We start from the raw sequence: 10,479 nt of genomic DNA, 5'->3' as shown, positions 1-10,479 counted from the left end.
ATAGATTGTGGAGCATATGATGGGGATACAATACAAAGTTTATATAATAAGTTTTCTAATGTAGAGGCAATTGCTGTATTTGAACCTGATTTTAATAATTATAATATGATGATAAAAAATATAAAAAAAATAGCACAAGGTACAAATGAGATTATATGTATGCCCAATGCTGTATATCATAATGCTGAACAATTAAGATTTAATATGAATACTGCTGAAAATAGCAATATATCGAAGGAAGGAGATACTGTAGTTCAATGTGTTTCAATTGATGAGTGCATACAAAATTTTAAACCAACGCATATAAAGATGGATATTGAAGGATCAGAATATGAAGGGCTGTTAGGAACTAAGGAAACTATAAAAACCAATAAACCGAATTTAATGATTTGTTTGTATCATAAACCAAATGATTTGTTTGAAATTCCAATGCTTATAAATAGTTGGAATTTAGGGTATAAATTTTATTTAAGGATACATGGAAATAATGGGCTTGAGTTGGTTTTATATTGTGTTGCATAATTAAAAATAATTATGATTATAGATAAAAACTAAGGAGAGTATAAAATATGGATAAATCTCAGCAAGAAAAAGATAGAAAAGAAATTTTAAAATTAGTGAATGAATATTATAAAAAATATCATACAAAAAATACATATAAAGAAGGAGAACGAATACCATATGCATCAAGAGTTTACAATTCCGATGAAATGATTAATCTTGTTGATAGTTCTCTTGAGTTTTGGCTTACATCTGGAAGGTATACTAATGAATTTGAAAAAGAATTTGCCCAGTATTTAAATGTAAAATATTGTACTCTTGTCAATTCAGGATCAAGTGCAAATTTAAATGCATTCATGGCATTAACATCATCTCTTTTAGGTAATAGGGCAATTAAAAGAGGAGATGAAGTCATAACTGTTGCAGCAGGATTCCCAACAACTATTGCTCCGATAATTCAATATGGTGCTATTCCAGTTTTTATAGATGTTACAATTCCGCAATACAATATAGATGTAGAAATGTTGGAAAAAGCAATTTCAAACAAAACTAAGGCTGTAATGGTAGCACATACTTTAGGAAATCCATTTGATTTAAATTCAGTCAAGAGTTTTTGTGATAAGTATAATTTATGGCTTATAGAAGATAATTGTGATGCTCTTGGATCAAAGTATATAATAAATGGAGAGGAAAAATTTACAGGAACAATTGGGGATATAGGAACATCTAGCTTTTATCCTCCACATCATATGACGATGGGGGAAGGTGGAGCTGTATATACTAATAATCCATTACTTAATAAAATAATACGTTCGTTTAGAGATTGGGGAAGAGATTGTGTATGTCCATCAGGCATGGATAATTTATGTAAGCATAGATTTTCCAGAAAATATGGCGAATTACCTTTAGGTTATGATCATAAATATGTGTATTCTCATTTTGGATATAATCTGAAAGCCACAGATATGCAGGCAGCTATTGGTTGCGCTCAAATAAAAAAGTTACATTACTTTGTAAAAAGAAGAAAAGAAAATTTTAACAGATTGAAAAAGAATTTGTTAAAATCTGAAGATAAAATTATATTGCCAGTTGCATGTGAAAATTCTAATCCTAGTTGGTTTGGATTTATTATTACATGTAAGAAGGGGATTGATAGAAATAAAGTTGTTCAGTATATAGAGAAACATGGTATTCAGACAAGAATGCTATTTGCAGGAAATATTATAAAACATCCTTGTTTTGATGAAATGAGAACTAGTGGAAAAGGATATAGAATTGTTGGAAATTTGAATAATACAGATAAGATAATGAATGATACTTTTTGGGTAGGAGTTTATCCAGGAATGACAGATGAAATGATTGATTATATGGCAAAAATCATAAATGAAGCTGTAAATTAGTAAGAGAAAAAGATCAACTTTAATATGTTGTTAGGAGGAATAATATGAATAATTTAATGCTTTTAGATTGCACTATGCGAGATGGAGGATATTTAAATGATTGGAATTTTGGACATGACAATTTAATTAGTATCTTTGAGCGACTTGTAAGTGCAGGAATTGATATAATTGAAGTTGGCTTTTTAGATGAAAGAAGAAATTTTGATATAAATCGTAGTATAATGCCAGATACTAATTCTGTTAAAAAGATATATGGGAAGATAGATAAAGGAAATTCTATGATAGTGGGAATGATTGATTATGGGACATGCTCGATTAAACACATACAACAATGTAGTGAAAGTTATCTTGATGGAATTAGAGTAATATTTAAAAAACATGTTATGCATGAGGCAATTAATTTTTGCAAAGAAGTTAAGAATCTTGGGTATAATGTATTTGTACAAGCTGTTTCTATAACAAGTTATAATGATCAAGAATTATTGGAACTTATAGGACTTGTTAATGAATTAAACCCATATGCTATGTCTATGGTTGATACTTATGGATTATTGCATCAAGATAATTTAATGCATATATTTGATATTATAGATGATAATCTTAATAATAACATATGTCTTGGATATCATGCACATAATAATTTTCAAATGGGCTATGCTAATTGTATTCAAGTGTTAACTAAAAATGTAGAGCGAACAATTCTTGTAGATGCAACATTATATGGAATGGGCAAGAGTGCTGGAAATACTCCTATAGAACTTATAAGTACATATATGAATGAAAAATTTAATAAAAAGTATGATGTGAGTCAATTATTAGAGTCTATAGAGGTAAATATAATGGATATTTATAAGCAGACTCCTTGGGGATATAATTTGTTTTATTATGTTTCAGCATCAAATAAATGTCATCCAAATTATGTTTCATATTTGATGAATAAAAAAACTCTTTCAATAAAATCAATTAATGAAATATTAAAAAGTATAGATGATGACAAAAAGTTACTTTACAATAAGGACTATATAGAAAACTTATATTTTAGATATCAACAAAACGAATGCGCTGATGATGTTGCTATGAATAGATTAAAAGATGATGTTAGTGGAAAAGATGTATTAGTTATTGGACCAGGTAAGAATAGTATTTTGTATAAAGATAAAATACAGGGATTTATAAAGAAAAATACTCCTATAGTTATTGCTATTAATTATATTCCGGATATTGATAATATAGAATACTTATTTATAACAAATTCAAAGAGATATGCTCAGATGACAACTAAATTAAGTTGTAATAAATATAGTGCATTGAAGACAATTGCAACCTCTAATGTTACTAAAACAAATGGTGAGTTTCAATATGTTTTAAATTATAGTTCACTAATTGATTTAAAAACTGAAATACCAGATAATTCATTAATTATGCTTTTAAAAGTTCTTAAAAAAATTGGAATAAAAAAAATAGCACTTGCTGGCTTTGATGGTTATTCAGAAAAAGAAATAAATTATTTTAATTCTAATATGGAATATAGTTTTGCTAAAAGAAAATCAGCATATCTTAATGAGTATGCAAAAACTTTTATTAATGAATATAGAGGTAAAATTACCGTTGAATTTATAACAGATTCATATTATGAACAGTAGAAATGTGTAAATATGTTTTGATTATAGGATAAAAGAAAAAATAAAAATATATTGGAATAGTAAAATAAAAAATATAGAAGGAGATAGATCATGAAAATTAAAGTAGCAAAATATATAGCTGATTTTATGGTGAAAAATGGAGTAAATCATGTGTTTACTATAACTGGAGGAGGAGCTATGCATTTAAATGATGCATTCGGGCATCAGGAGGGACTTAAATGTACTTATAATCACCATGAACAGGCGTGTTCAATTGCGGCTGAGGCTTATGCAAGATTGACGAATAAGCTGGCGTTGGTGTGTGTGACAAGCGGTCCGGGAGGAACAAATGCTATTACAGGTGTATTAGGAGGGTGGCTGGATTCCATCCCAATGTTCATTATATCAGGACAGGTAAAGAGGGAAACAACCTTGTGGTCAACTGATGTGCCATTAAGGCAGCTTGGAGATCAAGAATATAATATAGTGGCTTCTGTGGCACCTATGACTAAATATGCCTGTATGATAACTGAACCTAATGATATAAAATATCATCTTGAAAAAGCTTTATATCTTGCATTAAATGGGCGCGGAGGTCCAGTATGGTTAGATATTCCTTTAGATGTTCAAGCAGCTATTGTTGAAACAGATGAACTTAGAGGTTTTGATGTTGAGGAAGTTTCAAATGAAAATCCTATTTATGATAAATCTATTACTCCTAAAATATTAGAAAAAATAAAACAATCTAAAAGACCAGTGATTTTGGCGGGAAGTGGAATTCGTTTAGGAAAAGCATATAATCAATTTATAAAATTAATTGATAAACTTCAAATACCAGTTGTAACTGCATGGAATGCACATGATGTACTTTGGGATGAACATCCATTATTTTGTGGAAGACCAGGAACTGTTGGAACACGTGGAGGAAATTTTGTAGTGGAAAATAGTGATTTATTACTGGTTTTAGGATGTAGGCTTAATATAAGACAAATAAGTTATAATTATAATGATTATGCAAAGAATGCCTATAAAATTATAATTGATATTGATGAAAATGAATTGAAAAAGCCAACAATTAAGGCTGATTTACCAATATGGGCAAATGTACGTGATGTTATAGATGATGTTTTATTATATGATTATGCATTAGGTAATGAGATGCATAAACGATGGCTTAAATGGTGTAAAAATATAAATAAAAAATATCCAGCAGTGTTACCTAAATACTATGAAAAATCATCTCCAGTTAATCCATATGCATTTATTAATGAATTATTTAATGAATTAGAAGAAGGAGATAATGTAATAACAGGAAATGGAAGTGCATGTGTTATTACATTTCAAGCAGCAAAAATAAAAAAGAGACAAAGATTATTTACTAATTCAGGATGTGCAGCTATGGGATATGGTTTTCCAGCTGCAATAGGAGCAAGTATAGGACTTAATGGAAAGAGAGTGATTTGCATAGATGGAGATGGAAGTTTTCAAATGAATATTCAAGAACTTCAAACTGTTGTATATAATAATCTTAATATAAAAATAATATATCTAAATAATAATGGATATCATTCTATTAGACAAACTCAAAATAATCTCTTTGATCCACCGCTTATTGGGGTTTGCGATGGAAATGGTTTGAGTTTTCCTGACATGAAAAAAATTGCTTGGGCTTATGGAATAACATATATAAAAATAGATAATATAGATGAATCAAGAAAATTAATAAGAAATATGCTGGATAGTGACGGACCAATGATTTGTGAAGTTATTATTGATCCATCTCAAAATTTTGAACCTAAATTATCTTCTAAAATTTTACCTAATGGAAAGATAGTCTCGCCATCTATAGATGATATGTATCCTTTTCTTGATAGAGATGAATATGATAGAAATAAAAATTTAGATTTAATATAGATAGGAAAGGCAGGAAGTTAGAGAGATGGCAATATTTAAAAGGGTAGTTATTTCAGGGGCTACTGGTGCTATTGGAATGGCATTAATTTCAAAGTTAATTCAAGAAAATATTAAAGTTTTAGTGCTTTATAGAAAAGAATCTTTAAGAATATCACAAATACAGGATCATCCTCTTATAAAAAAAGTTGTATGTAGCCTTAATGAGATGTCAAATTTTCAATTAACAAGTAATGAAAAGTATGATGTATTTTATCATTTTGCATGGGATGGAACATCGGGTATGGCGAGAGATGATATGTATTTACAGAATAAAAATATAAAATATACTCTTGATGCAGTACATTTAGCTAAAAGACTTGGATGTAACACATTTATTGGTGCAGGTTCTCAAGCAGAGTATGGTAGAGTTGAGAGTAGATTAACTCCTGATATGAGATGTTTGCCTGAAAATGGATATGGAATTGCAAAACTTTGTGCAGGTCAGATGAGCCGTATATTATGTGAAAAATTAGGAATTAGACATATATGGACTAGGATTTTAAGCGTTTATGGACCATGGGACAATAAAAATTCACTTATATCATCAACAATTATTAAACTTATTAACAAAGAAGAAGTGCATTTTACAAAGGGTGAACAAATATGGGATTTTTTGTACAGTGATGATGCTGCAAATGCATTTTATTTACTTGCTAAGAAGGGAGTTAATGGAAAAGTATATTGTTTAGGAAGTGGGAAAAAATGTTTATTAAAAGATGCAATTATAGAAATTTTCAATCAATTAAATATAACAGATAGAACCGGAATTGGAGATTTGCAGTATTCAGATAAGCAAGTAATGTTTCTTTGGGCTGATATAAAGGAATTAGTTGAAGATGTTGGGTTTGTTCCTAATGTATCACTTAAAGATGGAATACAAAAAACTATTAATTATTACAAACAATGGGATTGATTATGATTAATTCTGCAACAAACATTTAAGAGAATATTAACTTGAAAAATTTACAATAAATAGGCGAAAGATTATAGCAATTCTAGAGCATTTAAGAGTAAAGATAATCAGAAAAAATTAAAGCAATACTAAAATTGAAAATTATTAATGTATTCATAGTTTTTTAATTATATAGTTCTAGTTAAGTATAGAATTGCAAGGATGATTGAATGAAAAATATATTAAAAAGTGTTGCTAATATAGTTTGTGGAGGAAATAGATGAAAGATTATAATAAATATTTAGATAAATGTATAGAGAAAGCATTTGGTGAAAAACTTTTATCAGGAAAAAATATTCTACATGAAGTGGGAAAAATTTTAAGAGAAACATGTGAAAACAAAAAATTTGCAATATGGGGTTCTGGTGATCATACAACACAATTATACAAATATTTTTCTATTGAAATGAAGGATGCAAAATTTATTATAGATAATAATAAAAGTAAAGATGGGAAAACATTACTTAAATTTAATATAAAATATCCTAGAATAGATGAATTGAAAAAGTTGGATACAATTTTTATTTCATCATTTTTTTCTGCAAAAACAATTGAAAATCAAATTAAAGATATGAACATAGATGTTGAAGTTGTTAATATATATAAAAGACTAGGTGATAAAGGAATAAACTTAAAAGCACCATTTTATTATGATACAAGTGTGTATATGGAACTTTATAATTTAAACAAATTATTTAAAGAAAACAAACAGGAAGATACATTAAAAAAAATAATATTAAATTATTTGGGGATAAGAGATATAAATAATGCAAAAAAATACATAAAAGTATATTTAGAGAATAATTATTCAAGAAATAATGAAATAAGAAAATTATTAAATGAAATTGAAAACATAGAAGCAGAAATAAAAAGTAAAATTGATAATGTGGCAAAAAATAATATATTTATTTTTTATTGGGATGCTTTAAGGTATAAGGATGTATTTTCGAAACAAACAAAAATGAAATATGTAAATAGTATATTAGATAAAAGTACATACTTTACAAATTTATATTCGCCATCAATAACGACATATGAATCAGTTCCAACTATTTTGACTGGTTTAGACCCAGATAGTTCTCAAATTAGAGATAATACAACAGTTAAAGATGATCAATGTGCTTTTATAAAAAAAGCTCAAGAACAAGGATATAAGATAAAAATCTATTCTGGTTATTGGAATATTATTGATGGGGAAAAAATTGAATATTTTGATGGAAACTATGCTACATTAACAATATGGAATGCTATTTGTAATATGATTAGTTCACAAGAAAACAAAAACATTTATATATTGTATTTTTGGCAGGAAACTCATCCACCACATTTATGTGGAAATCACGAAAAATTACCTATTGCGCATTTGACTCCATTTAGTGGAGATGAATTATACCCACAATCTCAAGATGAATATAATAATCAATATAGTGAATGTTTAAGTTATGTAGATAAAGTTACAGAATATTATTACAATATTTTAGGTGATAAAACATTAAAAATACTATTTAGTGATCATGGCCAGATAATTGAGAAAGCTACATACGAATTAAAAGATATAAAAACTTTAGCTGGATGGCATGATGATAGAGTACATGTGCCTTTGGTAATAACAGGTGGGCACATTAACAGAAAAAAAATTGATGGTTTAAATACATTGATGAATTTTAATAAAATTATGAATTTGATTTTAGAAAAACAACAAATTGTTATAGATTCTGAAAATAAAGTGTATTTTAAATTTTCTAAAATGCAGAACAACATAATAATAAAGAATTATTTAAAAGCTGGATTAGAAGATTACTTATATGGATTTACAGTATATATAACTGATAAATATAAATGTGTTGTTACAGGAAATGATAAAATTAGATATTTTAACAAAGTTAATGATGAAGAAATATTTGATAAAGAAATAATAGGAAAGATAAAATCTTTATTTGAGAATTAAACATTAAACCAAAAGCGATCTTATGTAAAAACCATTGTTTTTGGTGATATTGTTATGATAGATAAAGAAATAAAAAAGGATAGGAAGAAAACAAGGCTATTTATTGTATAAAATGAAAAAAATTAACTGCACAATATAAGCTTTTTGGTGTTTAAAAAATTATAAATATGACAATGCTAAATTAGGTGATGAGTTAATATGGAGGAATATGATAGAGTAAGCTGGTGTACATGGTATAAAATATCATATTATTTACATAACGAAATAAATATAGGGGTATTGGATAGTTCAATAGTTTGAAGCTTAAAAGAATTTAATAAAGCAAGGTTATCACAAGAAACATTGCAATTGTAGTAGTGATAAAAAAGATTATTATATAACTGTAAAACTTGTAAAAAGGGGAAAGTAGTATGAATAATAAAGCTGCTAACAAAAAAATAGTACTTGTAACATCCATAGGGAAGAAAGTTCAGCTTATAAAGCATTTAAGAAAAAGTTTTAAGATAATAGGAGTTGATGCAAGTATTTTAAATCCATGCAAATATTTTGTAGATAAATTTTATAAAATACCAAAGGTCGCGGATAAAAATTACATATGTGAGTTGCTTAAAATATGTGAAAAAGAAAATGTAGAATTATTAATACCTCTTCATGAAGGAGAATTTTCTATATTAAATAGCCATAAGGATGATTTTAAAAATATAAATACAACACTTTTATTAAGTAGTAGTCAGATTATCAATGTTTGTAAAGATAAATTTAAAACATCAAAATATTTTACAAAAAAGAATATTAAAAATCCAAAGGTGTATACAGATAAACAAATTGAATCAATAATAGTAAATAAAGAAGAATCAAAGTTTCCGCTGTTCATTAAACCAGCAGATGGGATGGGAAGTAACAATGCTTTTAAAATTAATAATATTAAAGAACTTATATTTTTTAAAGATTATGTGGAAAATGGAATAATTCAGAAATACATAAAAGGAATAGAATATACTGTTGATACTCTTGTTGATTTCAAAGGAAGACCTGTTTATGTAATACCTAGAATAAGGTTGGAAGTAAGAAGTGGAGAAGTTGTTAAAAGTAAAACTGTTAAAGATAAATGTATTATAAATGAAACAGTAAAGATTTTAGAGGCATTAAATGAGTTAAAGGATAAAAATAGTACTGGAGCTATTGGACCCATTACAATTCAATTTTTTAAAACAGATAAAGATGAGATTTATCTTCTCGAGATAAATCCTCGTTTTGGAGGAGGAGTTCCGTTAAGTTTTGAATGTGGTGCAGATTATGGAAAGGCATTAAGTAATATGCTTGAGGGTAGAGAAATACCATTTATAAATGATTTTAATGAAAAAACAATGTTAAGATTTGATGATGCAGTATTTATAGGTTAAAATAATTGTTAATTAGAGGTTATGTAATGAAATTCATAAATTATCAATAAAAAATGAGACGTATTTATGAAAGTTGTATGTATAATTCAAGCAAGAATGTGAAAAGAAAGATTTTTAGAAAAAGTAATGAGAGAAATAAATGGGAAACCAATAATTTCATACATATTAAATTCACCGAAAAAGGCAAGATAGTTTTGGTTACATTAATATATATAACATCAGAATAAATTTAAGGTTTGATGTGTAAAAGGTGAAGGAAAATATTTTCAAAATAAAGATATAAATTTAAGTGTTGGCAGAATAGAGGATTTTGAAAGAGTAAAGAACATAATAGAAGAGGAGCAGTGACTGATAAAAATATATTTAATTAAATTATAATGAGGTATACATTAATGGAAAATGAAATTCTAAATATTTTAAAGCTAAGGAATAATAATATTAGTGCAATACAAAATTACAGGAGTGAGATAAGACTAAGCATTAGAAATTTAGAAGTATGGTAGGACGAGATTAAAATGGATATAAATGATTTAAAAGAAAAAGTGAATGTATTAAAAAGATACAAGTAATTTAAAGTAAGATGTTAAAATTTTTAATAAAAAAATGGATGCTGTTGTATATACAACGTAAGCGCTTAATAAAACAGTATCTTCCTTAGTGTTATGGTTAATGTGATAATTAGGTAAATTAGACTTTTTCA

7 protein-coding genes are annotated in these 10,479 nt (G+C 27.1%); all 7 read left to right on the top strand.

Going from position 1 to position 10,479, the window contains the following annotated elements; translation table 11 throughout:
- On the top strand, window positions 1-522 hold a 522-nt coding region (locus Q0F58_RS14680), incomplete at its 5' end, for an FkbM family methyltransferase (protein WP_294378095.1).
- A gap of 47 nt (window positions 523-569) precedes the next feature.
- Complete coding sequence (gene rfbH, locus Q0F58_RS14675) at window positions 570-1,901, top strand: lipopolysaccharide biosynthesis protein RfbH (protein WP_294378093.1); 1,332 nt, start codon at window positions 570-572, stop codon at window positions 1,899-1,901.
- 44 nt (window positions 1,902-1,945) lie between these two features.
- Entirely contained in the window at window positions 1,946-3,544 is a 1,599-nt protein-coding gene (locus Q0F58_RS14670) for an aldolase catalytic domain-containing protein (protein ID WP_294378090.1), read from the top strand.
- Between the two features lie 90 nt (window positions 3,545-3,634).
- Entirely contained in the window at window positions 3,635-5,437 is a 1,803-nt protein-coding gene (locus tag Q0F58_RS14665) for a thiamine pyrophosphate-binding protein (RefSeq protein ID WP_294378085.1), read from the top strand.
- A 25-nt stretch (window positions 5,438-5,462) separates the two neighbouring features.
- Window positions 5,463-6,389, top strand: coding sequence for an NAD(P)-dependent oxidoreductase (locus tag Q0F58_RS14660; protein WP_294378080.1), 927 nt, complete (start codon window positions 5,463-5,465; stop codon window positions 6,387-6,389).
- Window positions 6,390-6,648: 259 nt separating this feature from the next.
- A complete protein-coding gene (locus Q0F58_RS14655; RefSeq protein ID WP_294378077.1) occupies window positions 6,649-8,376 on the top strand; it encodes a sulfatase-like hydrolase/transferase in 1,728 nt (575 codons plus the stop codon).
- Window positions 8,377-8,786: 410 nt separating this feature from the next.
- The gene (locus tag Q0F58_RS14650) at window positions 8,787-9,779 is read left to right on the top strand and encodes an ATP-grasp domain-containing protein (RefSeq protein ID WP_294378073.1); all 993 of its coding nucleotides are present in this window, start codon (window positions 8,787-8,789) and stop codon (window positions 9,777-9,779) included.
- Window positions 9,780-10,479: the final 700 nt, after the last annotated feature.

It is taken from the genome of uncultured Clostridium sp. (genome assembly GCF_934754915.1).
Lineage (GTDB): Bacteria > Bacillota > Clostridia > Clostridiales > Clostridiaceae > Clostridium.
The sequence above is the reverse complement of the archived record's forward strand: the minus strand, read 5'-3'. Positions and strand labels throughout refer to the sequence as shown.

Bases quoted from the DNA above. Each gene is read 5' to 3' on its own strand.
- Q0F58_RS14665 (WP_294378085.1), top strand. From the start codon at position 3,635: ATGAAAATTAAAGTAGCAAAATATATAGCTGATTTTATGGTGAAAAAT.
- Q0F58_RS14660 (WP_294378080.1), top strand. From the start codon at position 5,463: ATGGCAATATTTAAAAGGGTAGTTATTTCAGGGGCTACTGGTGCTATT.
- Q0F58_RS14650 (WP_294378073.1), top strand. From the start codon at position 8,787: ATGAATAATAAAGCTGCTAACAAAAAAATAGTACTTGTAACATCCATA.
- Q0F58_RS14655 (WP_294378077.1), top strand. From the start codon at position 6,649: ATGAAAGATTATAATAAATATTTAGATAAATGTATAGAGAAAGCATTT.
- Q0F58_RS14670 (WP_294378090.1), top strand. From the start codon at position 1,946: ATGAATAATTTAATGCTTTTAGATTGCACTATGCGAGATGGAGGATAT.
- rfbH (WP_294378093.1), top strand. From the start codon at position 570: ATGGATAAATCTCAGCAAGAAAAAGATAGAAAAGAAATTTTAAAATTA.